Origin of the sequence: Rhodoferax ferrireducens (assembly GCF_031458075.1) — a bacterium.
Taxonomy (GTDB): Bacteria; Pseudomonadota; Gammaproteobacteria; order Burkholderiales; family Burkholderiaceae_C; genus Rhodoferax_B; species Rhodoferax_B ferrireducens_A.
This window is the reverse complement of the sequence record NZ_JAVDXT010000002.1, coordinates 664,723-689,954: the sequence shown is the minus strand read 5'-3', so window position 1 is coordinate 689,954 and position 25,232 is coordinate 664,723. Positions and strand designations below refer to the sequence as shown.

Here is a 25,232-nt window from a genome sequence, read left to right as displayed (position 1 = left end):
AGAATAAGCGCCAGCGACCTATTTAGCACCAAAAATGGCTACAGCGGGCTGTCGATGCGGATCCAGGTGGTCTTCAGCTCGGTGTATTTGTCGAAGGCGTGCAGCGACTTGTCGCGGCCCACGCCGCTTTGCTTGACGCCGCCAAAGGGTACGGTGATGTCGTCCTCGTCGTACTGGTTGACATGCACGGTGCCGGCCTTCAGGGCGCGGGCCACGCCATGGGCCTTGTTGATGTCGCTGGTCCACACCGCAGCCTGCAGGCCGTAAATGCTGTCGTTGGCCATGCGCACCGCCTCGGCGGCGTCGGTGAACGACAGCACCGACAACACCGGGCCAAAAATCTCTTCCTGGGCGATGCGCATGCGGTTGGTCACGCCATCGAAGATCGTCGGTTCCACATAAAAACCACCGGTGTCGCCCATGACCTGGGCGCCACCTGCTATCAATTTTGCACCTTCACTCTGGCCGGCGGCGATGTAGCCGAGCACCGTGTCCATCTGCGTCTTGTCGACCAGCGCACCCATGATGGTGGCCGGGTCGAGTGGATTGGCCGGAGCGTAGCGCGGCACCAGGGCCAAGGCTTTTTCCAGGAACTTGTCCTTGATCGAAGCCTCGACCAGCAAACGCGACGGCGCGTTGCAGCTCTCGCCCTGGTTGAAGAACACGCTGCCCACGGCCGCCTCCACCGCGCGGTCCAGGTCCGGGCAGTCGGCGAACACGATGTTCGGCGACTTGCCGCCAAGCTCGGTCCAGGCACGCTTGAGGTTGCTCAGGCCGGCCATCACATGGATGCGCTTGCCCACCTTGGTGGAGCCGGTGAAGGCGATGCAATCCACGTCCATGTGCAGCGCCAGCGGCTCGCCGGCTTCCTGGCCGAAGCCGGGCACCACGTTAAACACGCCGGGCGGAATACCGGCTTCCAGCGCCAGCTCGGCCAGGCGCAAGGCGGTCAGCGGCGACTTTTCACTCGGCTTGAGCACGATGGAATTGCCGGCAGCCAGGGCCGGGGCGATCTTCCAGGCGGCCATGATCATCGGGTAGTTCCAGGGCACGATGACCCCGACCACGCCCACCGGCTCGCGGGTGATCAGCGCCAGCGAGGATTTGCCGGTGGGGGCGATTTCGTCGTACACCTTGTCCACCGCCTCACCGTACCAGCGGATGCAGTTGGCCGCGCTGTTCACGTCCACCGAGCGCGCGTAGCGCACCGGCTTGCCCATGTCCAGGGTCTCGGTCAACGCCAGTTCGTCGGCGTGCGCCAGCAGCAGGTCGGAGAACTGGACCAGCACCCGCTTGCGCTGCGCCGGCGGCAGGCCGCGCCAGCGTGCGTCTTCAAACGCAGCGCGGGCGGCGGTGACGGCCAGGTCGATCTCGACCTCGCCACCGCGCGTGACTTCGCACAGCACCCGGCCATCGACCGGCGAGGCCTTGCTGAACACCGCCGCGCCCTGTACGCGTTTGCCATCTATGAGGGCGCGACCGTCTAGCTTGAGATCAGAGACATTGAACATGCTGGTTTCCGTAACGGGGTTAACGTGAAAGAACTTTCATGACTCAGGGGGCTCTGCCCCCAAGTGCATGAAAGTTAAGCAGCCGTGGCCGCCTGGATATCGCGCGCACGGCGGGCCTGCTGGCGCGCCATGATGACGCTGTAGGCAATGATGCCGACGCTGACAACCGTGATCAAAATCGCTGCCGCAGCATAGATCGAAGGGTTCACCCCGCGCCGCGCGTAGCCAAAAATCACCTGTGGCAACGTGGTCACGCCCGGGCCGGACAAGAATTCTGACACCACCACGTCGTCAAACGACAGGGTGAAGGTCAGCATCCAGGCCGCCACCAACGACGGTGCAATATTCGGCAGGGTCACCAGAAAGAACACCTGGAACGGACGGCAGCCCAGGTCCATGGCGGCTTCTTCGATGGAGCGGTCCATCTCGCGCAGCCGGCCGGTGATGACCACCGTGGCATAGGCCATGCCCAGCAAGGTGTGGCCCAGCACGATGGTGATGGCCCCGCGGTCCGGCCAGCCCAGCGCGCGTTGCACCGCCACCATCAGCAGCAGCAGCGACAGGCCGATGATCACCTCGGGCATCACCAGCGGCGCGCTGACCAGGCCGGCGAACATGGTGCGCCCCTTGAAGCGCACATAGCGCACCAGCACAAAGGCTGCAAACGCGCCCAGGATGGTGGACAAGGTGCCGGTGATCACCGCCACCTTGAGCGACAGGAAGAAGCCCTCGACCAGCCGCGAATCGCCCATCAGCGCGGTGTACCAGCGCAGTGAGAAGCCGGTGAAGATGCCGTCCTGGCGCGTGCTATTGAACGAGAAGACGATCAGGAAGAACAGCGGCAGGTACAGGAACAGGTAGACCGCTGCCAGCCAGAAGCGGCCGAAGTATTGCTGGATGAAGCGTGTCATTTCAAGCTTCCTTCGGCGCGTTGGCAGCGTCACTATACCGGTTGTAGATGGCCATCGGAACCAGGATGAACAGGATCATCACAATCGCCAGCGCCGAGGCCCGTGGCCAGTTGTTGCTGCTGAACATCTCATCCCACACCACGCGGCCTATCATCAGGTTTTCGGCACCGCCCAGCAGGGATGGAATGACGAACTCGCCCACGCTGGGGATGAACACCAGCATCGAGCCGGCGATGATGCCGGCCTTGCTCAGCGGCACGGTGATCAGCCAGAACGCATGCCAGGGCGAGGCACCCAGGTCGTGCGCGGCCTCCAGCAGGCGAAAGTCCATCTTCACCAGATTCGCGTACAGCGGCAGGATCATGAACGGGCAGTACACATAGGTCATGCCGACCAGCATGGACACATCGGTGTAGAGCATCTGTATCGGTTCATGGGTGATGCCGGCCCACATCAGCAGATTGTTCAGCACGCCCTGGTCGGCCAGAATGCCCTTCCAGGCATAGACCCGCAGCAGAAAAGAGGTCCAGAACGGCAGCATCACCAGCATCAGCAGCGCCGGCTGGCGGCTAGCCTTGGCCCGGGCGATGAAATAGGCAAACGGGTAGCCGATCAACAGGCACAGCACCGTGGTCCAGAACGCGTACTTGACCGAGGTGATGTAGGCCTCGATGTAGATGGTCTGGCCCCAGACCATCACGCCGTCGTCGCCCTGCTCGCCCACGATGGACAGATAGTTGTGGTACTTGAGCAGGATGTGCCACACGCCGTCGGCCGCGGTGATCAGGGGCGCGAACGGGTCCACGCCGTTGCCCATGTCGGTCACGCTGATGCGCACCAGTATCAAAAACGGCACGACAAAGAAGACCACCAGCCACAGATAAGGCAGGCCGATCACAAAGCGTGCGCCGGGCAGCAACCGGGTCCATTGCAGAAGATTCTTCATGGCACGGTGCTCCTATTGGGTCAGGGTCACAGGGGCGGCATCGTCCCACCAGAAGAACACCTTGTCTTCCCAGGTGATGTTGCTGTTGTCGTGGCGGCTTTGGTTGGCCTCGGTCACCTTGACGCGGCGGCCACCGGGCATCTCGACGATGTACGAGCTGTAGCTGCCGAAGTAGGCGATCTCGCGCACCGTGCCGTGGAACAGATTGATGGCCACGTCGGCCGGCTTGTCCTTGGAAATCTGGATCTTCTCGGGCCGCACCGCCACCGCCAGCGGCATGCCCAGGGTGCCGCTGATGCCATGGCCGATATGCACCACGCCCTGCTCGGTGGTGACTTCGCAGCGGTCGGGCTCGTCCACGCTGAGCTGGCCGTCGAACAGGTTGATATTGCCGATGAAGTCGGCCACAAAGCGGTTCGCCGGGTGCTCGTACACCTCTTTGGGGGTGCCGACCTGCAGCACCTTGCCCTTGCTCATCACGGCGATGCGCGACGCCATGGTCATGGCCTCTTCCTGGTCATGGGTCACCATCACCACGGTCACGCCCACCGACTCGATGATGTTGACCAGCTCAAACTGGGTGCGCTCGCGCAGCTTTTTGTCCAGCGCACCCAGGGGTTCGTCCAGCAGCAGGAGCTGGGGTTTCTTGGCCAGGCTACGGGCCAGGGCCACGCGCTGCTGCTGGCCGCCGGACAGCTGGTGCGGCTTGCGCTTGGCGAAGTCGGTGAGCTGCACCAGGTTCAGCATTTCGTCGACACGGGTCTTGATCTGCGCGCTGGGCATGCCTTCACGCTTCAGGCCGAAGGCGATGTTGTCCCAGATATTCAAATGCGGAAACAGTGCGTACGACTGGAACATCATATTGATGGGCCGCTCGTACGGCGGCATCTTGGCGATGTCCACACCATTCAGTATCACCTGGCCCGAGGTTGGGGTTTCAAACCCGGCCAGCATGCGCAGCAGGGTCGATTTGCCACAGCCCGAGCTGCCCAGCAGCGCAAAAATCTCGCCCTTCTGGATCGACAAGCTGACGTTGTCCACCGCTGCCACGCCGTCAAAGCGTTTGACCAGGTTCTCGGTGCGCAAAAAACCTTCAGGACGAAGTTTGGGCAAATTCATATGGCTGTATCCCTGCAGCAATCAACAAACAATAAAAAAGCTGTGCACCCTCTTCCAAGACGGTGCACAGCTTGTCACTCACGCGGTATGGCGGCTTACTTGCTCTTCTTGAACAAGGTATAGACGTTGCTCATGGACTCGCGGGTTTCATTGCTCAGGCTGGTGGGCGAAACCATCTTGGCCATGTTGTCGGCATCCACAAAAATCGTCTTATCGTTGGCGATTTCAGGCTTGACCTTGTCCAGGCTGGCCTTGTTGGCCGTGGGGTAGGTCAGCTCGTTGGTCAGCGAAGCCGAGACTTCGGGGCGCAGGAAGTAGTCCATGAAGATCATGGCATTGTTCGGGTGGCCCGCGTCCTTGGGGATGGCCAGGTTGTCAAAGAAGATCAGGCCGCCGGTCTTGGGCACCAGCACTTCGATGTCGTTGCCGTTCTTGTTCTCGATGGCACGCGCCTTGGCGATGTTCATGTCACCCGCCCAGCCCAGGCCCACGCAGGCCTTGCCGCCGGCCAGATCGTCGATCATGGTGCTGGAGAACAAACGGATGTCCTTGCGCACCTTGGCCAGCATGGCGCCGGCTTCCTTGTGGTCGGCCACTTCGGCGGAATAGGCATTCTTGCCCAGGTAGTGCAGTGCGGGCGGGATCACCTCGGTAGGCGAATCCAGGTAAGCAATGCCGCAAGACTTGAGCTTGGAGGTATAGGTGGGGTTGAACACCAGGTCCCAGGCGTTGTCAGGCAGCGGGGTGGAGCCCAGTGCCTTGGCAACCTTGGCCTTGTTGATGGCCACCGTGGTGTAGCTCCAGGCCCAGGGCACGAGGTAGTCGTTGCCGGCATCGACGCTGGCCACTTTGGCCATGATGGTCGGGTCGAGGTTGGCCAGGTTCGGGATCTTGCTCTTGTCGAGCTTCATCAGCAGGCCGCCGTCGATTTGCGACTTGGCGAACACGGCGCCCGGCACCACGATGTCGAAGCCGCTATTGCCGGCCACCAGCTTGGCCTGCAGGCCTTCGTTGTTCTCAAAGGTCTGGTAGTTGACCTTGATACCGGTTTCCTTCTCGAAATTGGCCACCATGTCGGCCGCGATGTAGTCGGGCCAGTTGTACACGTTCAATACCTTTTCTTCGGTATTGGCGGGCGGTGGCGGGGGTGCAGCGGGAGCCGATGCCACCGGCGCGGCAGCCGGCGCAGCGGCCGCCGGGGCCTCTTCTTTTTTACCGCAGGCGCTCAGCAAAATTGCCGACAGCGCAATAACCAGTGCTTGCTGTTTCATAGTGTTGGTAACTCCAAAAAAACCTGTAATAAGTAAGGAAAAAGAGGCCGGGCCAGATTGTATAAAGCGAATCGCTCTTATTGCACGTAACCGGCGGTTTTAAGCTCCTGCCAGGTCAGGTCCAGGCATAGCAAGATCAGCGCCACCATTTCGTCGATCTGGGCATGCGTCATCACCAGCGGCGGGGCAATGATCATACGGTCGCCCACGGCGCGCATCACCAGGCCGTTGGCAAAGCAGTGCTTGCGGCACAGCATGCCGACCGACAGGTCGGGGTCGAAGCGCTCGCCAGTGCGCTTGTCCTTCACCAGCACCAGCCCGGCCACAAAGCCGCAGGATTCGGCATGCGCCACCAGCGGGTGTTCGTTCAAGGCCGCGTACTTGGATGCCAGGTACGGGCCTAGGTCGGTACGCACCCGCTCGGGCAGGTTCTCGCTCTCCATGATCTGCAGATTCGCCAGCGCCACCGCGCAGGCCACCGGGTGGCCGCTATAGGTGTAGCCGTGGTTGAACTCGCCGCCCTGCTCTATCAGCACCTTGGCCACGCGGTCGCCGACCAGCACGCCGCCCAGCGGGATGTAGCCGCTGGTCACACCTTTTGCAAAAGTCACCAGGTCGGGCTTGTAGCCAAACTTCTCGTAGGCGAACCAATGGCCGAGGCGGCCAAACGCGCAAATCACCTCGTCGCTGATCAGCAAGATGCCGTACTTGTCGACAATCCGCTGGATCTCCGGCCAGTAGGTGGCCGGCGGAATGATCACCCCGCCCGCGCCCTGCACCGGTTCGCCGATGAAGGCCGCCACCTTGTCCGGCCCGACCTCCAGTATCTTGGCCTCCAGCCAGCCGGCTGCACGCAGGCCGAACTCGTCAGAGGTCTCGCCAGACCGCGCGTTCTCAAAAAAATACGGCTGCTCGATGTGGGTGATGTTGGGAATCGGCAGATCGCCCTGGGCGTGCATGTACGACATGCCGCTCAGCGAAGCCGCCGCCATGGTGCTGCCGTGGTAGCCGTTGTGGCGGCTGATGATCACCTTGCGCTGCGGCTGGCCCAGCAGGTCCCAGTAGCGGCGCACCATGCGCACATTGGAGTCATTGCTCTCGCTGCCGCTGCTGGAATAGAACACATGCTCGAAGCTGCGCCCATCCACCTTGGGCGCCAGGCTGGCCAGCTTGGCCGCCAGGGTGGCGGCCGGCACATTGGTGGTCTGGAAGAAGCTGTTGTAGTACGGCAGGGCCATCATCTGCTGGTGGGCGGCATCGGCCAGCTCCTTGCGGCCATAGCCCACGCTCACGCACCACAGGCCGCTCATCGCGTCCAGCAGGCGATTGCCTTCGGAATCCCAGATGTAGATGCCCTCGGCCTTGGTGATCACCTTGGCGCCACGCGCATTCAGGTCCTTGAAGTCGGTGAAGGGGTGGAGAAAGTGTGCGCTGTCCAGCGACTGGATGTGGGCGGTATCGACGGTATTTGGCATAGGCGTTTTCGGTGGATGAAGATCAGACGTGCAACAGCAGGTGCTCACGCTCCCACGGCGAAATCACCTTCATGAATTCTTCAAACTCCAGCTCCTTGATCTCGGTGTAGACGGTGATGAACTCCTTGCCCAGTATCTCGTGCAGATCGGGCTCGTTGCGCAGCAGGTCCAGCGCCTCGCCCAGGCTGCGCGGCAGCGAGTACGGCGCCAGGTAGGCGTCGCCCTTCATTTCGGCCTTGGGCTTGATCTTCTTCTGCATGCCCAGGTAGCCGCAGGCCAGGGTCATGGCCATGGCCACGTAGGGATTGGCGTCCACGCCGATCACCCGGTTCTCGATGCGCCGCGCCTCGGGGCTGGAGATCGGCGAACGTATGCCCACGGTGCGGTTGTCAAAACCCCATTCGGTATTGATGGGCGCCGCGGTATTGCGCGACAGGCGGCGGTAGCTGTTGACGTAGGGCGCCACCAGGGCCATGGCCGCCGGCAGATAGCGCTGCAGGCCGCCGATATAGTGGAAGAAGGCCTCGGACGGCGTGCCGTCGTCATTGCTGAAGATGTTCTTGCCCGTGGCCTTGTTGATCAGGCTTTGGTGCACATGCATGGCGCTGCCCGGCTCGCCGGCGATCGGCTTGGCCATGAAGGTGGCGTACATGTCGTGGCGCAGAGCCACTTCGCGCACCGTGCGCTTGAAGAAAAACACCTCGTCGGCCAGGCCCAGCGGATGCGCATGGAAGAAGTTGATCTCCATCTGCCCGGCACCGGCTTCGTGGATCAGCGTGTCCACGTTCAGGCCCATCTTGTCGCAGAAGTCGTACAGCTCTTCGAACAGCGGATCGAATTCGTTCACCGCGTCGATGCTGTAGGACTGGCGCGAGGTCTCGGCCCGGCCGCTGCGGCCAATCGGCGGGCGCAGCACGGTGTTCGGGTCGGTATTGCGCGCCACCAGGTAGAACTCCAGCTCGGGCGCCACCACGGGCTCCAGGCCCAGCGCCGCATACAGCTCGCAGACCCGGCGCAGCACGCTGCGCGGCGCAAACGGCACCAGCTTGCCTTCGCGGTCATAGCAGTCATGGATCACCTGGGCCGTGGGGTCGCTGGCCCAGGGCACGATGCGCACGGTGGACGCATCGGGGCGCAGCTGCATGTCGCGGTCGGTGGGGTTGACCACGTCGTAGTACGGGCCTTGCGACGGCAGCTCGCCAGTCACGCCCATGGCCACCACGGCCTCGGGGATGCGCATGCCGCGGTCTTCGGTGAACTTCTCGCGCGGCAGGATCTTGCCGCGCGCCACGCCGGTCAGGTCGGGTACCAGGCATTCGACCTCGGTGACGCGGCGCTCGTTGAGCCAGTTCTCCAGGTCGTTGAAGGTCATGTGTTCTTTTTTGACATCAGCCATAGGCAATTGCTCCGGTGAGGTTGGGTTGCTATGACTTACGGAGCGCCCGCCCCAAGGGATCGAGCGCTGCGTAAGCCGTTTTTTCACTGCTACGTGATCTGCAGGCGGCACCAAAGGCCGCAAATACCGCTGTATAAAAAGAGTTCTCCCAAAAGCGCCACTCGGGGTGCCACTGCACCGCGTAGGCAAAAGCCGCTGCACCGCGGACCTCGAAGGCCTCGACCAGTCCGTCCGGCGCATGGGCGATTGCACGCAAGCCCGGTGCCAGCCGCGCAATCCCCTGGCCGTGCAGCGAATTCACCTGCGTCTGCGTGCCACCCGCCCACGCGGCCATGGCCGAATCGGCGGCGATATCCAGGCGGTGGCTCAGGTCGTATTGCTCGGCCAGGGGCGCGGTCTCGTCCTCGCGGTGGTCCAGCATGCCCGGCAGTTGCTGCACCGCCTGGTGCAGGCTGCCGCCCAGCGCCACATTCATCTCCTGGAAGCCGCGGCACACGCCGAGCAGCGGCACGCCCTGGGCAATGCATTCGCGCACCAGCGCAAAGGTCAGCGTGTCGCGTGCCGGGTCCAGCGGCAGGCTGGGGTCGGCCACGGCTTCATCGAAATGCGAGGGATGCACGTTCGACGGCGAGCCGGTCAGCATCACCCCGTCGACTAGGGCCAACAAGGCCGGGATCTGGCCCACATCGGCCAGCGGAAACACCACGGGCTGGGCACCCGCACCATCGCGCGCGGCGCGGGCGTATTTGTCGCCCAGGTAGAGATACGGCAGGGAGCTGTCGGCATCACCGCTGCGGTTTTGCCGGTGGTCCATCGGCAGCCACACCAGCGGGCGCCGCGAGAAAGATGCATCAGAAGTGCTTGCGTCTGGAGTGGATGTCATGCCCAGCCATTGTTCAGAAGAATGGGTTACCGATCCGATGAAGCTTCACTGTAACCTAAACGAGCCACTGTGCCCGCCCGGTACACTATTATTTTTATAGCTGCTTGCGCAAATGGAATATGCGCCAGAGGCACTTTTTATCTATAAACACTAGCTCATGGCGGCGGCGCATACAGCGCGTTCACCAGCTGGGCCAGCCGGGCACCGGCCTTGCTGAGCTGCAGGGTTTGCAGCTGCTCGCGCCGGGCGCGGTAGGCGTCTTCGTCGTCGAACACCGCGGTCCAGATCCGGCCGCCCTTGGGCGCTGCCGCCGGGCTCAGCGCCAGGCCGTCAAACGCCTGGTGCGACACGCGCAAGGTATCGCTGGCCCAGGTCTGCGCCCAGCGCGCCGGCGGGGTGCGGCTCAGACGCAGCGCCCGCGCCTGCTGCAGCATGCGGGCCGGAACCGCATCGGCCCGCAGGCCATCGGGAATATCGTCCCACAGCGCATGCAAGTTGCCGCCGCGCGCCAGCTCGACACTGTTGCCGCCCCGGGTCTCGAACGCCGCGGAGCCGCCGGGCGCGTCCGGGTCGATGGGCTGGGCGTCGGCGTCCAGGTACAGCGCGCCCACATGCAGCGGCTGGTGCAGGTCGCCCACCCCATGGGCCAGCAGCAGCAAGGCTTCGGCCCGGGTTTTGAGACTGAACGGTGGCGGCACCGGCCGGCCCTGCAGCAGGGCAATGGCGGCGTTGACCGCATGCACCAGGTCGTGGTCGTTGGTGCCCACAAAGCCCATCTTGTAGCGGTCGCGCTGGTAGGCCACGTCGGTGTAGTGGTAGACCTTGTGGCAGTCGCGTCGCTGGCCGCAGCTGTCCCAGTTGCGGGCCACGAAGTCCTGCATGGCGCGGATGCCGGCCGGCGTCTCAAAGCGCGCACAGGCCGGCGAGGCCCAGCGCTCATCCACCGCGTATTCAAAGCCGTGCGCGCCCAGGTTCACACCCTTGGCGCAATCGGCCCAGGGCCCGGCCTGCGCCAGGCTCAGCCCCAGATCGCGCTGCAGCCCGGCCCGGGCCTGCGGCGTCAACAGCTGGTCGGCAATCGCACCCACCACCGCATGGCCCCGGTGCCCCCAGGCCCGGGCCGGCGTCGGCAGCCAACCCAGCAGCGCCAGCCAGCAGGCGCCCACGGCGTACCAAGCAGCCGCCCGCCCCTGTCTCTTCTTTCTTGCATCCATGCCATATGCTATCAATTTAAAAGCGCGTTACGCACCATGGATCAGCGCTGAAACAGTTTTTTACTAGGCGACCCAGAGCACGGCCGCATGGATCGCCAGGCCGGCCAAGCCGCCCACCAGGGTGCCGTTGATGCGGATGAACTGCAGGTCCCGGCCCACGCTGAGTTCCAGTTCCTGCACCAGCTGGCGGTCGTCCCAGCCCTTGATGGTTTGCGAAATATGCGCTGTCACGCCGCTGCGCAAGCTCAGCGCCAGCTGGCCGGCCGCCGCCATCACATGCTCGTTGATGGCCTCGCGCAGGCTGGCGTCGCTGGCCAGGCGCTCGCCCACGGTGCGCAGCGCGCCCTCCAGGTTGCGGGCGATGGCGGACTGCGGATCGGCCAGGTCGGCCTGCAGCAGCTGCTTGATGTCGGTCCACAGCGAGGCGACGAAGCTGCGCAGCGCCGGGTCGGTCAGCGCCTTCTCCTTCAGGTCGTCGCAGGCCTGGCGCAGGGCCGGATCGTCGCGCAGGCGCGTGATGTACTCGCTGAGCCAGGCCTCGTAGCGCAGGCGCACCGGGTGTTCGGGCTGGGCCAATACCTCGCGCAACTCCTCCAGCGCCGAGGCGCTGAGCTTCTCGGCCATGCTGTCCGCCAGCTTGGAGGTAGAGGCCACCGCATCCACCATACCCACCACCTTGGGCCACTCCTTGCGCACATGCTTGAGCAGCAGCTGCGCCACGGTAGCCTTCACCTCGTCCTGCGCCAGGTATTCGCCGACCTTGACCAGCCCGGCATCCAGCAACGCGTTGTGCCGCCCGCCCTGCGTCAGCAGGCCCAGCACCTCGCCGGCAGTCGCCGCAGCATCCCAGCGCCGCGCCTGCGCCACCACCAGCTCCAGCGTGGCGCGCTGCATGCGCGCGTCGTCAAACATGTTCAAGGTGCCCAGCGCCCAGCCGCGCGCCTCGGCCACCCAGAAGCCCACACGCGCCGGGTCGCGCAGCCATTCGCCCAGGCGCTGCGCCGGGTCCAGCACCGCCAACTTGGCCAACAGGGTTTGTGGATCGAGAAAATGGTCGCGTACAAAGTCGGCCAGGCTGTCGGCGATGCGCTCCTTGCTCTGCGGAATGATGGCCGTGTGCGGCAGCGGAATCCCCAGCGGATGGCGAAACAGCGCCACCACCGCAAACCAGTCGGCCAGCGCGCCGACGGCCGAGGCCTCGCAAAACGCCCGCAGCCAGCCCCAGCCGCCCTTCCCGCCCATCCAGTGGCTGAGCAGCAGGCCGCACAGCGAGGCCAGCAGCAGCGCGACGGCAAACCACTGCATGCGGCGCAGCGACTGGCGGCGGGGGTCGGATAGAGAAGCCATGCCAGCAGCATAGCCGCTCCCGCGCCGGCCCAGCTTGATACAAATTTAATAGCAGCTGGCGCAGGTGGAATCTGCGCTAGCGGCCTGTTTCATTTAAATCCGGTCACTGTGTCTTGTAGGCCCGCCAGCCACCGAAGGCTGTGATGTCACGCGCGCCGTCCAGCCCCGAGGGCTCGCAGATGAAGCCCGCCACCGACGAGCCATCGGCCAGCAGCGTCCGGCCTATGCCCAGCGGCGCGGGAATGCCATCGACGAAGCTGCCGAAATGGGCGCCGGGCAGCTCCCAGACTTCCACCTCGATGGCAGCCCCGCCCTCGGCCACCCGGACCAGGCCGGGGCGCTTGCCATCGGACAAGGCATAGAGGCGGTATTCCGGTGCCGTCGTGGTGCGCTGCACCAGGCGCCCGCCGCGGCTAGTGAGCTGCGGATTCAGCGGCTGGCCTTGCAGATGGGCGCCGCAGACTGCCACCTGGATTTGACCTGAAGGGACGGCGTTCACTGCCTCGAATGGCACGGAGGCATGGCCCGTAGCGCCGAGCGTAGCCGCCCTGCCCTGCAGGCTCTGCTGCCAGCGCTGCGCCAGGTGCAGCAGCGGCTGGTCCTGGTGCGCCGGCGCCACCAAGGTGACGCCAAACGGCAGGCCATCGGCGCGGAAACCAGAGGGCACGGCGATGGCCGCGTAGTCCAGCAAATTCACGAAGTTGGTGTAGATGCCGAAGTCGCTGTTGCGGGCAATCGGCTCAGCCAGCATGGTGGCTATGCGGTGGATGGTGGGCGAGGTCGGCAACAACATACAGTCAATGCTGGCCCACACGGCGGCACAACGCTTCGCCAGCGCGCGCAGCCGGTACTGGGCGGCGAACGCGTCAGCCGCCAGCGGCTTGGCGCCGCCCAGCGTGATCTCGCGCGTCACCGGAAAAACGGCATCCGGCTGCGCATCGATGAAAGCGCGGATCGCCTGGTAGCGCTCTGCGACCCACGGGCCTTCGTAGAGCAAACGGGCAGTCTCAAAGAAGGGCTCGAAGTCGATCTCGACCAGCTCGGCGCCCAGTGCCTGCGCCTGCGCACGAGCTTCTTCAAAGCACTGCGCATAGCCGTTATCGCCGAGGAACTGCAGCTGGTCCGCACGCGGCACGCCCAGGCGCGGCCGGGCGGCACGGCCGAAGTCGTGGCCGTGCGGCTGGGCCGGGCGCGCATAGGCGTCCTGCGCATCGTAGCCATGGGCGACGGCGAACACCTGCTGCGCATCATCTGCCGTCAGCGCAAAGATGGACACAGCATCCAACGAGCGGCAGGCGGGCACCACGCCGCTGGTGGACAGCAGGCCCAGGCTGGGTTTCAGGCCCACCAGATTATTGAAACCCGCCGGCACCCGGCCCGAACCGGCGGTGTCCGTGCCCAGCGAAAAGCTCACATGGCCGAGCGCCACCGACACGGCCGAGCCGGCGCTGGAACCGCCCGACACATAGTCCGGATTGAAAGAGTTACGGCAGGCGCCATACGGCGAACGCGTGCCGTTCAGGCCGGTGGCGAACTGGTCCAGGTTGGTCTTGCCGATGGCGATGGCGCCCGCGTCCAGTAGGCGCTGCACCACGAAGGCGCTGGCCGTGGGCGTGTAGGCGTAGGCGGGGCAAGCGGCGGTGGTCGGCACACCGGCCAGGTCAATGTTGTCCTTGATGGCGAACGGCACGCCCCACAGCGGCAGACCGTCGGGGCCACGGTCCATCAAGGCTTGGGCACGGGCGCGCAGCGTGGCGGCATCGATGCGGTGTATCCAGGCGGTGTGCGGGTCGTCGCCAATCGCGGTGACGACCTGCTCCACCACCTGCAGCGGCGTCAGGCTGCCGTCGCGGTAGGCCTGCTGCAGTGCGCCCAGGCTCAGGGAAATATCTGTCTTGCTCATGCTTGTTCTCCTTGCGTCATGCCCACAATGACCACCACGTCTTGCCCGGCTGCCACGGCGCTGCCTTCGCGGCAAGCCATGCGCCACACCGTGCCGGCGCAAGGCGCGGCGACGGTAAATTCCATCTTCATCGACTCGATGACCAGCAGCGGCTGGCCCTCCACCACCGCATCCCTTTCGGCCACCAGCAGCTTCCACACGCTGCCGGGCACAGCACTGGCCACGCTGCGCGCGCCAGGGGGCAAGTCGTCTTGCGACACCGCGGTGTCGCTGGCTTCGGGCTCGCCCACGTATTCCGCCTGGCCGGCCACGCGCCAGCGCTCGCGCTCTTCCTCAAAGGCATTGCCTTGCAGCGCGCGGAAGGCGGCGATGTCGTTGGCGTTGTCGGCCAGGAAGCTGCGGTAGTCGTGCAGGCTGAAAGTCCCCTCCTCCACCCGCAGGGGGTAGCGGCCGGCGGGGAAGTCGCGGCGGATCTGCAGCAGCTCGTCCTCGCCCACCGGGTAGAAGCGGATCTGGTCGAAGAAGCGCAGCAGCCAGGGCTTGCCGGGCTCGAAAGCTGGAGCGCCACTGGCGGCATCGCGCCAACGGTTCCACATCTGCAAGGTGCGGCCGACGAACTGGTAGCCGCCCGGGCCTTCCATGCCGTAGACGCACATGTAGGCACCGCCGATGCCGACAGCGTTCTCCGGCGTCCAGGTGCGCGCCGGGTTGTACTTGGTGGTCACCAGGCGGTGCCGCGGGTCCAATGGCGTCGCCACGGGCGCGCCCAGGTAGACATCGCCCAGGCCCAGCACCAGGTAGCGCGCGTCGAACACCGTGCGCTGGACTTCGGCAATGCTGTCCAGGCCGTTGATGCGGCGGATGAACTCGATATTGCTCGGGCACCAAGGCGCATCGGGCCGCACCGACTGCATGTATTTCTCGATCGCCAGCCGGGTGGCGCTGTCGTCCCAGCTCAGTGGCAGGTAGACGGTGCGCGAGGGCACCACCAGGTCATCGGTATCGCCCAGCGCATCATCTGCTACAAAAATCGCAGCTATCAGCGCAGATACGCTGAGCGCCAGCGGCTCGAAATGTATTTGCAGCGAACGGATGCCGGGGGTCAGATCGACGATGCCCGGCAGCTTTTGCGCCTGCAGGGACTGCATCAGGCCGTGCACGCGCAGGCGCAGCGCAATATCCAGCACCGCGTCGCCCAGCTCGACCAGCACATAGCGGTCGCCGGCCTGGCGCAGCACCAGGGCCGGGCGCTCGCCCTGGGCGGCGCGCTGGGCCAGGATGGGCGAGCCCACGGCCTCGCTGCGCTGGGGAATCGCGGGCGGAGTCCAGGTCAGTTCGGCAATGCGTCGCTCCTGCGCGGCGTGCAGGGCCAGGGCCTCGTCTGCGGTCACGCAGCGGAAGCGCACGCTGTCGCCGGGGCGCAGCTGGCCCATCTTCCAGCGCTCGCTGGCCAGCACCACGGCCGGGCAGACAAAGCCGCCGAGGCTGGGGCCATCGGGCCCCAGGATGACAGGCATGTCGCCGGTGAAATCGATGGCGCCGATGGCGTAAGCGTTGTCGTGGATGTTGGACGGGTGCAGCCCGGCTTCGCCGCCATCGCGCCGCGCCCATTCCGGCTTGGGGCCGATGAGGCGTACCCCCGTGCGGCTGGAGTTGTAGTGCACCTGCCAGTCGGTGCCAAAGAACATCTGCACATCGCCATCGGTGAAAAAGTCGGGCGCACCGTGTGGGCCGTAGAGCACAGCGATGTCCCAGTGGTTTTGGTACACCGGCACCACCTCGGCAGGCAAGGCCGCCAACGGTTCGGCAACGGCATTCACGCCAATGTGCAGCATGTCGCCCACCCGCAGCGTGCGGCCCGCATGGCCGCCGAATTGGCCCAGCGTGAAGGTGGATCGGCTGCCCAGGTACAGCGGCACGTCCAGCCCGCCGCGCAGCGCCAGGTAGGTACGGGCGCCCGCGCCCTGCACCGCGCCGAGCTTCAGCACGGAACCTGCTTTGATGAGGTGGGACTGCCACAGGGGCAGCGCCACGCCGTCGACGCTGACCGCCATCGCCGCGCCGCAGACCGCCACCAGCGTATCGGCATGCAAGCGCAGACTCGGGCCGCTGAGGGTGCATTCCAGCGCAGCAGCATCCGGCGCATTGCCCACCAGCCGGTTCGCCAGGCGCATGGCCAGATCGTCCATCGGCCCACTCGGCGGTACGCCCACCGCCCAGTAGCCCACGCGGCCCGGGTGGTCTTGCACGGTGGTCTGCACACCGGCCTCCAGCACCTCCAGCGCCTGCGGTTGGTAGTGCAGATCGGCCAGGCTGCGCGTGACCATGCGGCCCTCGACAAACACCGGATCGGCGGCAACGGTGCGCAGATAGCGCAGATTGGTTTCTATGCCCGCCAGGCGCGTGGCCGCCAGCGCGGCCTGCAGCTTGGCGACGGCGTCAAAGCGGTCGCTGCCGGTGACGATGAGCTTGGCGATCATCGGGTCGTAATTGGGCGGCACTTCGCTGCCGGTGGCGACCCAGGTTTCGATGCGCGCGTCTGCTGGAAACACCACCTCGGTCAAGCCACCGGCGCATGGCTGGAAGTTGCGCGCGGGGTCTTCGGCGTAGAGCCGCACCTGGATAGATGCACCCTGTGGCGCCGGCACGTCCAGCGCGAAGTCGTCGCCACGCGCCAGCTTCAGCATCCAGGCCACCAGGTCCACGCCGGTGACCTGCTCGGTCACGCCGTGCTCGACCTGCAGGCGGGTGTTGACCTCCAGGAAATAGAAGGCGCCGGTGTCGGCATCCAGCACGTACTCCACCGTGCCGGCGCTGCGGTAGTTCACCGCCTCGGCCAGGCGCACGGCGGTCTGTTGCAAGGCGGCACGGGTGGCGTCCGACAGGCCCGGCGCCGGGGTTTCTTCGATCACTTTCTGGTTGCGCCGCTGCGCCGAGCAGTCACGTTCGCCCAGTGCCACCACCCGGCCTTTGCCATCGCCGAACAGCTGCACCTCGATGTGCCGGGCGCGTTCGACAAACTTTTCCAGGAACAGGCCCGCGTCCTTGAAGTTCGCCTGGGCCAGGCGCTGCACCGCCTCGAACGCCGGCCCCATTTCGGCATCGTTGCGGATCAGCCGCATGCCGATGCCGCCGCCGCCCGCCGTACTTTTCAGCATCACCGGGTAGCCGATGCGTGCGGCCTCGCTCTGCGCCTGCGCCAGGTCGCTGAGCAAACCGCTGCCGGGCAGCAGCGGCACACCCTGGGCCTCGGCCAGCGCGCGGGCGGTGTGCTTCAAACCGAAGGCACGCATCTGCGCGGGCGTGGGGCCGACGAAGGCGATGCCGGCGTCTTCACACGCCTGGGCAAAGTCCGGGTTCTCGGACAGAAAGCCGTAGCCGGGGTGGATGGCCCCGGCCCCCGTGGCCCGCGCCGCGTCCAGGATGCGCTGCGGGTCCAGATAGCTTTGCGCGGCTGGTGCCGGGCCTATGCAGACGCTGGTATCGGCCAGCGCCACGTGCAGCGAATCGGCATCGGCCTCGGAATACACGGCCACCGAGCGTAGGCCCAGCGCCTTCAGGCTGCGGATGACGCGGCAGGCGATGGCGCCGCGGTTGGCGATCAAAACGGTATCGAACATAAGGATGTCCTCATGGGTGGGTCGTCCCACCAAGTGGATAGCGCGCCACGAGTCGTCCCGCGGGCAAAATTCAAAGAAAATCGGCCTATGGCGCAGGTAGTACCTGCGCCAGCAGCTACGAATTCAATAGCAACTCAATCCCATACCAACAAGCGGATCGGCGTCGGGTTGTAGCCATTGCAGGGGTTATTCAGCTGCGGGCAGTTGGAGATCAGCACCACCACATCCATCTCGGCCTTCAGTTCCACGTACTTGCCTGCGCCAGAGATACCGTCTTCAAAGCTGAGGTGGCCTTCCGGGGTGACGGGCACGTTCATGAAGAAGTTGATGTTGGGTGCGATGTCGCGCTTGCCCAGCCCCAGCGCTCCCGCCTCACGGCAGTGGCAGAGCGCGTGCATGAAGCTGTCGCGGCAGCTGTGCATGGGTCGCTTGTCCAGCGCGTAGCGCACGGTATTGCTCTCGCTGGAGCAGGCACCGCCCAGGGTGTCGTGGCGGCCGCAGGTGTCGGCGGTGATGCTCAGCATGACACGGCCTTCGCTGGAGTACAGGCGCGAGCCCAGGCCCAGGTAGAGCTGACCGTTGCGGGCGATGGTGTCGGCTGCGCTGTAACGTTCCTCGGCGTTGGCGGCGCTGTAGAACAGCGTGTCTACCGCCTGGTTCCCTTCGAGGTCGAGGATGCGGAAGGTCTGGCCGGCGCGCACCGTGGCCATCCAGGGGTCGCCGGCCATGCAGGTCTGGTCGAGCACGGCATTGGCCGGGTTCAGGGTGCTTTCCAAAAGCTTGCTCATGCTGCCACTCCAGTGGACGCTACGTAGCGTTCGGTATTGGTGAAGGCGCGGCCGTTCTGCGCGCACTGGGTGCGGCAGGCGTCGTCGGCGGCCACAGCGTCGGCGCGGTAGGCGCTGAGTTGCACATCGGCGGGCGCGTAAACGGGGTTCGCATCCAGCGGATGCGGTGCACTACTGAGCACGACCAGGGTGTCCATCTCGAAGCGCAGATCCACATAGCTGCCCTTCACGCTGTGACCGGGCAGATGGGTCAATGCACCTTCCGCATCGGGCACCACCTTGCTGAAGAAGTTGACGCTGGGCACCAGGTCGCGCGCGCGCAGGCCCCACTTGGCCAGCTCGATCAGCAGGTTGTCGCGGCCATTGCGGTGCATGGCGTTGCGGTGCTGCTGGTAGCGCTTCTCACCGTACTGGGCCAGCACCATGGCCGCGTCGCTGACACCGCACCAGGTGTCGTGCCAGCCCAGGCTGTCGGCGGTGATCGAGCACAGCACACGGCCCATGTCCGATTGGCACACATAGCCGGCGGTGAGGAAGGCGGTGTGCTGCGACTTCAAGGTGTCGGGCATGTTGTAGCGCTCCAGCGGCTGCTCGGCGTTGAAGAACAACGCGGACACATTGGCGCCGCCTTGCAGGTCGGTCAGGCGCAAGGCGGTGCCGCGGCGCAACCGGCCGGACCAGTGGTTGCCGCCGGGGAGGTGTTCCTCCCACAGCAGCTTGTTGGCGGGGATGGGGTTCATACAGGGTTCCTTTCTTCGGCCAGTTGCGTGAGCTTTTGCAATTGGTCCAGGTCGGTTTTCATGCCCGAGGTTTCGCGGATGCGGTCCAGCAGCTGGCGTTTGAGGCGCAGGAACTCGGGAGCCAGCTTCATGTCCTGTTCGCGCTTGGCCGGCAGGGGCACTTCGTAGATCGAGTCGATACGGCCCGGACGCGGCGCCATCAGCACCACGCGGTGGCCGAGGTAGATGGCCTCTTCCACGTCGTGGGTCACAAACACGATGGTGGTGTGCTCCAGGCGGTGCACATGCAGGATCAGGTCGTGCATCACCTCGCGGGTCTGCGCGTCCAGCGCGCCAAAGGGCTCGTCCATCAGCAGGATCTGCGGCTTGCCCATGAGGGCGCGGGCAATCGCCACGCGCTGCTGCATGCCGCCCGACAACTGGTTCGGATAGGCCTGGGACGAGGCCGTCAGGCCCATCAGCTGCAACAAGGCGTCGGCCCGGCCGGAGGCAGCCTCCACATCGGCGCTGCTTCGATCTTGGGTGTGGGTACTCAGCTGGCGGCAGAAGCGGATGTTTTCCGTCACGCGTAGCCAGGGATACAGGCTGTAGTGCTGGAACACCATGGCCCGGTCCTGGCCGGGCCCGGTGATGGCCTGGCCATCGACCAGCACGTCGCCTTGGCTATGGGTTTCCAGCCCGGCCAGAGTCCGCAGCAAGGTGGACTTGCCGCAGCCGGAAGCGCCAACCAGAGTGATGAACTCGTTGTCGGCGATGCCCAGGTTGACGTCGTTCAACGCTGTGGTCTGGCCGAAGTACTTCCAGACGTTTTTGCATTCGATCTTCATAGGTGTTTAGCGTCCGTGCATCCAGGGAAAAGCCTTGCGGTGCAGCAGGCGGAACAGCTGGTCGATGGCCAGGCCGATGCAGCCGATCAGCAAGATGCCGGCAAAGATCTTGTCGGTCTGCAGAAAGCGCTGGGCCTTCAAAATCGCAAAGCCCAGGCCCGAATTTGCCGCCACCAGCTCGGCGACGACCAGGAAGGTCCAGGCGCAGCCCATGGTGATGCGCAAGGTGTCCAGCAGCGCCGGTTTGGCCGATGGCAGGATCACCTTCTCCAGCACCTCGCGCCGGGTGGCGCCCATGGTCTGCGCGGCCTCGATCTGCGCCATGGGCACGCGGCGTACGTCCTCGGCCACCATCAGCACCATCTGGAAGAAAGTGCCGATGAAGATGATCGCCACCTTGGCGCCCTCATCGATGCCCACCCACAGCATCACCAGCGGGATAAAAGCCACGGCCGGCATGTAGCGGATGAAGTCGGTCAGCGGCTCCAGCAGGGCCTGCACCGCGCGCCAGCTGCCGATCAGCAGGCCCAGCGGTAGCGCCAACAAGGCCGACAGCGCCCAGCCGGCGACCACGCGCAAGGTGCTGATGGCGGCGTCGCCCAGCAAATCGTCTTCCATGGCCCAGGTGAGGATGCGCGCCACCACCTTCTGCGGACCCGGCAGAAACACCGGGCTGACGCCGGCAAATGCACTCATCAGCACCCAGCCCAGCAGCGGCACCACCAGCCCGATGAGCGCGAGCAAGCCATAACTGCGACGCGAGATCGCCAGTCTTATCGACCACATGGCGCGTGCCTTACTTCAGCGCGTCTTGGACCAGGGTGCCGTCTATGCCCTTGGCGGCATCGGGCTTGCCGTCGATCAGCTTGTACTGGGTCAGAAAAGCGGCGATGGTCGGCGCGGTGCTGGACAGCGACAAGGCATTCTTGGCGTCAAACGCCTGGGTGTTGGCGGCGGCGTCGAAGAACTTGGTGCCGGGCAGGAACACGGTGTATTCCTCGGGCGACATGCTGACCACCTTGGACATGATCTTGGCGGCTTCGGCGGGTTGCTCGCGGATGAACTTCTCGGTCTCGAACCAGGCCTTGATCATGCCGACCAGCTCCTTGCGCTTGGTCTGGATGGCTTTGTCTTGCGCCACCAGCAGGTCGGGCACCAGGCCGGGCATGTCCTTGGAAGTGAACAGTGGCTTGCCCTTGCCGCTGGCTTCGATCTGGTGCACCCAGGGGTTCCACAGCACGGCGGCATCGACCTTGCCGCTGATGAAAGCGGCGGCGGCGTCACCGGCGGACAGGTTGACGATCTTCACGTCGCCCAGCTTCATGCCGTTCTTGGCCAGCGCCGTGGCCAGCACAAAGTGCGAAATGCTGTACTGCTCCAGCGCCACCTTCTTGCCCTTGAGCTGGGCGAAGGAGGTGATCTTGGGGCCGACCATCAGCGCGTCGTTGCCGGCCGAGTTGTCGTTCACCAGAATCGCCTTCAGCGGCAGGCCCTTGGCCAGCGGGCCCAGGGTGTCGGACCAGGTTTGCGAGTTCGCGTCCAGTTGGCCCGAAGACAGCGCGCCGATGGAATCGGTGTAGTTGGCAAACCAGACGAGCTTGACGTCAGCGCCATGCTTCTTGAAGAAGCCTTTTTGCTCGGCCACATACCAGGCGACCCAGCCCGGCCAGTCAGACAGGCCGACCTTGACTTCGGCGGCGGCGGGCGTGGCGACGCTGGTGGCGGCCACACCGGCCAGCAGCATGCAGGTAGCGGCAACGCTGCGTTTGAACGCGCGGGACATCGACAGGAAAGAAGAAGACATAGCAGGGCTCCAGGTTGAGGGACAAATGCGGGAGACCACCTCGATTACGAAGTGAACCTCCCGGGCTTTTGTCCCGCCGTGGAGCCTGCAGCGGTAGAAGCCGCTGCTGGCCGACTGCTCTCGGACCAGACACCGCTTGGCAATCAAGCAGCCGGAACCCTAGCGGTCATTTGTAGAAGCAATCCAGTGTGGCTGCCCCCGCGGCAGAGGAGCATGCAAATTCAATGCCAGTTGAGCCAGAGCCGCCGATTGCGGGCGGCGCCCAGTGAGAACCCTGGTGCAGCGGGTCGACGGAGCCCCGGGTGCCAGCCGGCGCCGCACCCCGCTGGTGCCTGGGCATCGCTGCGATGCACCAGGGATGCACAGCCGCCGCCTCAATTGCTATTATTTATATAGCTTCTTGCGCAGGCTATATCAGCGCCGGATGCACATTTCTTATAAACCCATGAGCAACTGGGCCAGTGCGGCGGTCAGGAGCAAGCCGCTTTGCTGCTCCAGGTCGCGGTAGGTGGGCGCAGAGTTGACCTCGAAGCACACGTACTCGCCGTCCGGGCACAGGCGCAGATCGATGCCCGACACATGCAAACCCATGGACGCAGACATGGCCGCGCACTGCGACTCCACGGTGATGGGCAAGCTGGTGGCCACGGCCTGCACAAAGGCCTCGCTGCCGTAGGCCTGGCGGGAGCCTATGGTGCCGTTGCGGGCCTTGGCAGCGAACACCTGCTGGCCGATCACATGGACCCGCACATCCACGCCTGGCACATAGGCCTGGAACTGGCTGGGCAGCGGGGCCTGGTGTTGCATGTGGGCAAGCCAGCCACCGTCCTGCGCCGACACGGTGGTGTGCACGCCGCTGGCGGATTCGAACACCGCCAGCCCGTGGGTTTGTAAAAAGGCGTAGGCCTCGGCCTCGTCGGACGTCACCAGCATGGGTGGCACCAGAAAGCCGGCCTCCCCGATGCGCTGGGCCTGCCAGGGCTTGCAGGCATTGGCCTGCAGTGCGGCGGGCCGGTTCACCACCACACCGGGCACCATGTCGAGCCAGGCCAGCAGCTGCTGGTGCAGCGCCAGCCGGGAGCGGCTGCTCTGCACATAGGCCGGTAGCTGCGGGTACACATAGATGGCGCGGATGGCGTCCAGCGCGATTTGCTGGCCGTCTACCGTGAGCACGCCGTGCAGGCCCTGCGGCCCGACTTCGATGTGCAGCGCGGCCTGGTCCAGATCGCCCATGTCCAGCAACTGGTAACGCGCTGCGGCTGCCTGCAAAGCGGCAACCAGGTGCTGGATCGAAGGATCGGTACCTGGGCCGTAGACCAGGATCATGCCGTGACCACCGTCTCCGTCAGGTCGGCGATGCACAGGGCGACGGCATCGATGTCTTCCATGTCGCGGAGGTCGGGGTGCGGCGACACGTCGACCAACTCCACCCTATCGTCGCGGCGCACGAAGCGGAACTCCAGCACCCGGAAACCCAGGGTCTGGGCGGTGGCAATGCAGGCCACGCCGAAGCGGGTGGCCAGGATGCCGGTGGTGTGGGTGCCGGCCACCAGCACGGTGGCGTCCCAGGGTTCGGCCGAGGCAGCGGTATCGCGGGCCGCCACCTGCAGGCCGCAGCGGGTGGCAGCGGCCGCCCATTGCAGCACTGGCAGCTGGGGCGTCAGCCAGGGTTGGTTGCGCAGGGGCTGCACCGCGCGGTCGCCGCAGGCGGCCAGCCAGCTCAGCACCAGCGCCTGGAACTCGCGCTCGGCTTGCGCATGGTCTTGTGCGCTGGCGTGGGTGCTGGGGGGGATAGGCAGGTGCTGGATGCGGTTGAACACGGCGCGGATCTGCGTGCTGTCCAGCTCGGGGCGGCCCGGCAGGGCCAGACAGGTGTGCGGCCGGCCATGGCTGTCCACGGTGTGCGACCAGCTGGCCTGGCCCAGGGTTTCGGGCCGCACGCCCCAGACTTCGGTGCGGTGGTGGCGCGGCTGCAGCAGGCTGCGCACCGAGGCGGCGACCGAGGCCGCGCCATCGTCTTCGGCATGGGCCAGCACCAGGACCACCGGGTTCATGCCGGGCTCCGTGGAATATGCACTCGGCGCGTCCGCACAGCGTGCTGCGTCATGCTGCGGTCCCGCGTATTGCGGCTGGTGGATAGGAGTTCATGGCGCTGCCTCTCATTGGGTCATTTTGAATGTCGTCCAACGATAGACGCGCCCCGGCACCACGTCACCCCGGTTTTCCACCTTTTGGGGGAAAACCAAGGCCCTCTTACCAGCTGCGGCGGGCTTTACCAAACATCAGATCGCACCTGCAGCTCCCACAGCCCGTCGCGGGCGCGGTAGACCCCGATCACGCCGTAACGCTGCTCGCCCTTAGCGTCCCACTTCATGGAGCCGGTAACGGGCGCATAGCCGTCGATGCGGCGCAGCTCTTCGACGATGGCCGCCGGCTTGGCCGACTTGGTGCGGCGGATGGCGGCTGCCAGCACATAGGTGGCGTCGTAGGTGTAGTGGCCAGCGTAGGCTGGTTCGATCTTGAACTTGGCGCGGTACTTGTCCAGGAACGCCGGGCCGGCCGGGAACTCCCGGGCCTCCTGGATCGGCGAGGTGGCAAACAGGCCTTGCGCCGCCGCGCCGCCTCCCTTGAGCATCAGCGTGGTTTTGATGGTGTCGCCGCCCAGCAGGGAGACATTGGTGTAGTCGATCTTCTTCAGCGCGTCCAGCAACGCCAGCACCTGGAAGTCGTTGAGGGTGGACACCATGGCCTCCACGCCTGAGGCCTTGAGCTTGCCGGCCAAGGCCTCGAAGTCCTTGGTCTTGTCGTCGAAGGACTGGGTCAGCACCACCTCCTTGCTGGCCAGCTTGAGCTGCACGGCCGCGCCGGCGGCCAGGTCCTTGCCGTAGGTGGTGCCGTCGTCCAGCACCGCGTACTTGGTGGCCTTGAACTGCGATGCCGAATAGCTGCCGATGGCCTTGGCCTGCATGGTGTCGTTGGCTACCAGCCGGAAGGTGGTGGCCAGGCCGAGCGCCGTGTACTTGGGGTTGGTGGAGATCGCCATCTGGGCAATGCTCTTCTCGGCATAGATGGGCGCGGCGGCGATGCTGACGCCCGAATTCAGATGGCCGATGACGGCCACCACGCCGGCGTCGACCAGCTGGCGCGCGACTTCCTTGCCGGTATCGGCATTGGCCCGGTCGTCCATGGCCACCACTTCCAGGGTCACCGGCTTGCCGTCGATCTTGAAGCCCTCCTTGTTCAGCTCGTCCACAGCCAGGGTCACGCCGTTCAGCAAATCCTGCCCCAGAGAGGCCAGGTTGCCGGTCAAAGGCTGGGCCACGCCGATCTTGAGGGTGGCGGGTGGGCTGTCACAGCCTTGCAGCAACAGGGCACAGGCAATACCCGCCAAGGTGGGTAGGCTGTTGCAGGAAAATCGCTCTAGCATGGGGAAGACTCCGGTGTAACAAGGGTTGATTTGTAATCCTATGTAACACA

Annotated in this window: 20 protein-coding genes and 1 riboswitch; all 20 genes read right to left on the bottom strand. The window is 65.2% G+C overall.

Going from position 1 to position 25,232, the window contains the following annotated elements:
• Positions 1-38 precede the first annotated feature (38 nt).
• On the bottom strand, positions 39-1,511 hold the full coding sequence (locus J2X19_RS12255; RefSeq protein ID WP_310373422.1) for an aldehyde dehydrogenase: 1,473 nt from the start codon (positions 1,509-1,511) through the stop codon (positions 39-41).
• A gap of 74 nt (positions 1,512-1,585) precedes the next feature.
• A complete protein-coding gene (locus J2X19_RS12250; RefSeq protein WP_310373420.1) occupies positions 1,586-2,422 on the bottom strand; it encodes an ABC transporter permease subunit in 837 nt (278 codons plus the stop codon).
• Between the two features lies 1 nt (position 2,423).
• Entirely contained in the window at positions 2,424-3,368 is a 945-nt protein-coding gene (locus J2X19_RS12245; protein WP_310373419.1) for an ABC transporter permease, read from the bottom strand.
• Between the two features lie 12 nt (positions 3,369-3,380).
• Positions 3,381-4,487 (bottom strand): ABC transporter ATP-binding protein, encoded by a 1,107-nt coding sequence (locus J2X19_RS12240; RefSeq protein WP_116604239.1) that lies wholly within the window; start codon positions 4,485-4,487, stop codon positions 3,381-3,383.
• Between the two features lie 95 nt (positions 4,488-4,582).
• Positions 4,583-5,758 (bottom strand): extracellular solute-binding protein, encoded by a 1,176-nt coding sequence (locus J2X19_RS12235; protein WP_116603560.1) that lies wholly within the window; start codon positions 5,756-5,758, stop codon positions 4,583-4,585.
• A 77-nt stretch (positions 5,759-5,835) separates the two neighbouring features.
• A complete protein-coding gene (locus tag J2X19_RS12230) occupies positions 5,836-7,233 on the bottom strand; it encodes an aspartate aminotransferase family protein (RefSeq protein ID WP_310373416.1) in 1,398 nt (465 codons plus the stop codon).
• A 22-nt stretch (positions 7,234-7,255) separates the two neighbouring features.
• Positions 7,256-8,629 (bottom strand): glutamine synthetase family protein, encoded by a 1,374-nt coding sequence (locus J2X19_RS12225; RefSeq protein ID WP_116603562.1) that lies wholly within the window; start codon positions 8,627-8,629, stop codon positions 7,256-7,258.
• Positions 8,630-8,657: 28 nt separating this feature from the next.
• Complete coding sequence (locus J2X19_RS12220) at positions 8,658-9,512, bottom strand: gamma-glutamyl-gamma-aminobutyrate hydrolase family protein (protein WP_310373413.1); 855 nt, start codon at positions 9,510-9,512, stop codon at positions 8,658-8,660.
• Positions 9,513-9,667: 155 nt separating this feature from the next.
• Positions 9,668-10,726: a S1/P1 nuclease gene (locus J2X19_RS12215; protein WP_310373411.1), complete on the bottom strand. Its 1,059-nt coding sequence runs from the start codon at positions 10,724-10,726 to the stop codon at positions 9,668-9,670.
• A 63-nt stretch (positions 10,727-10,789) separates the two neighbouring features.
• Positions 10,790-12,073 carry a DUF445 domain-containing protein gene (locus tag J2X19_RS12210; protein WP_310373410.1) on the bottom strand — a complete coding sequence of 428 codons (1,284 nt, stop codon included), beginning with the start codon at positions 12,071-12,073 and terminating at the stop codon, positions 10,790-10,792.
• A gap of 103 nt (positions 12,074-12,176) precedes the next feature.
• Positions 12,177-13,976, bottom strand: coding sequence for an allophanate hydrolase (gene atzF, locus J2X19_RS12205; RefSeq protein WP_310373408.1), 1,800 nt, complete (start codon positions 13,974-13,976; stop codon positions 12,177-12,179).
• Positions 13,973-17,596, bottom strand: coding sequence for an urea carboxylase (gene uca / locus J2X19_RS12200; protein ID WP_310373406.1), 3,624 nt, complete (start codon positions 17,594-17,596; stop codon positions 13,973-13,975). The genes atzF and uca overlap by 4 nt, the downstream gene beginning before the upstream one ends.
• A 134-nt stretch (positions 17,597-17,730) precedes the next feature.
• Complete coding sequence (locus tag J2X19_RS12195) at positions 17,731-18,384, bottom strand: urea amidolyase associated protein UAAP2 (RefSeq protein ID WP_310373405.1); 654 nt, start codon at positions 18,382-18,384, stop codon at positions 17,731-17,733.
• Positions 18,381-19,124: an urea amidolyase associated protein UAAP1 gene (locus J2X19_RS12190; protein ID WP_310373403.1), complete on the bottom strand. Its 744-nt coding sequence runs from the start codon at positions 19,122-19,124 to the stop codon at positions 18,381-18,383. Before J2X19_RS12190 ends, J2X19_RS12195 begins: the two co-directional genes overlap by 4 nt.
• On the bottom strand, positions 19,121-19,951 hold the full coding sequence (locus J2X19_RS12185; RefSeq protein WP_310373401.1) for an ABC transporter ATP-binding protein: 831 nt from the start codon (positions 19,949-19,951) through the stop codon (positions 19,121-19,123). The genes J2X19_RS12190 and J2X19_RS12185 overlap by 4 nt, the downstream gene beginning before the upstream one ends.
• A gap of 6 nt (positions 19,952-19,957) precedes the next feature.
• On the bottom strand, positions 19,958-20,737 hold the full coding sequence (locus tag J2X19_RS12180; protein WP_310373399.1) for an ABC transporter permease: 780 nt from the start codon (positions 20,735-20,737) through the stop codon (positions 19,958-19,960).
• A gap of 10 nt (positions 20,738-20,747) precedes the next feature.
• The gene (locus J2X19_RS12175; RefSeq protein ID WP_116603572.1) at positions 20,748-21,755 is read right to left on the bottom strand and encodes an ABC transporter substrate-binding protein; all 1,008 of its coding nucleotides are present in this window, start codon (positions 21,753-21,755) and stop codon (positions 20,748-20,750) included.
• A 55-nt stretch (positions 21,756-21,810) separates the two neighbouring features.
• Positions 21,811-21,929: riboswitch (guanidine-I (ykkC/yxkD leader) on the bottom strand.
• A gap of 261 nt (positions 21,930-22,190) precedes the next feature.
• Entirely contained in the window at positions 22,191-23,117 is a 927-nt protein-coding gene (locus J2X19_RS12170; RefSeq protein WP_310373396.1) for an ATP-grasp domain-containing protein, read from the bottom strand.
• On the bottom strand, positions 23,078-23,809 hold the full coding sequence (locus tag J2X19_RS12165) for a hypothetical protein (protein ID WP_310373394.1): 732 nt from the start codon (positions 23,807-23,809) through the stop codon (positions 23,078-23,080). Before J2X19_RS12165 ends, J2X19_RS12170 begins: the two co-directional genes overlap by 40 nt.
• Before the next feature lie 218 nt (positions 23,810-24,027).
• The gene (locus tag J2X19_RS12160; RefSeq protein ID WP_310373392.1) at positions 24,028-25,182 is read right to left on the bottom strand and encodes a branched-chain amino acid ABC transporter substrate-binding protein; all 1,155 of its coding nucleotides are present in this window, start codon (positions 25,180-25,182) and stop codon (positions 24,028-24,030) included.
• Positions 25,183-25,232 lie beyond the last annotated feature (50 nt).